The 607-nt window shown below is 44.2% G+C and carries 1 protein-coding gene; it reads left to right on the forward strand.

Going from position 1 to position 607, the window contains the following annotated elements; genetic code table 11:
• On the forward strand, nt 1–607 hold a 607-nt coding region (locus tag SLH33_RS13055; protein WP_320419546.1), incomplete at both ends, for a cadherin-like domain-containing protein.

Consider the following 607-nt stretch of genomic DNA (forward strand, 5'->3'; position numbering starts at 1 on the left):
ACTTGCCAACGATTCAGATATCGATAGTACCATCGATCCTGCTTCGGTAAGCATCTCATCAGCGCCAGCTAACGGAACGGTAACTATTGATCCTGCAACGGGAGAAGTAACCTATACGCCGAATGCTGATTTCAACGGAAATGACTCGTTTGAATATACCGTGTGTGATGATGCAACACCTGCATTATGTGATACGGCTATCGTAAACGTAACGATAAATGCCGTAAACGATGCGCCAGTGGCAACGGATGATAACGCTGCAACTAATGAAGATTCTGCGGTTACTATCAATGTACTTGCCAACGATTCGGATATCGATAGTACCATCGATCCTGCTTCGGTAAGCATTTCCTCAGCTCCGGCTAACGGAACGGTAACTATTGATCCTGCAACGGGAGAAGTAACCTATACACCGAATGCTAATTTCAACGGAAATGACTCGTTTGAATATACCGTATGTGATGATGCAACACCTGCACTTTGTGATACAGCTATCGTGAATGTAACGGTGAATGCTACAAACGATGCGCCAGTAGCAATAGACGATAACGCTGCAACTAATGAAGATATTGCGGTTACTATCAATGTACTTGCCAACGATTCAGAT

The sequence above is a fragment of the Tenacibaculum sp. IB213877 genome (assembly GCF_034043975.1).
Taxonomy (GTDB): Bacteria; Bacteroidota; Bacteroidia; order Flavobacteriales; family Flavobacteriaceae; genus Polaribacter.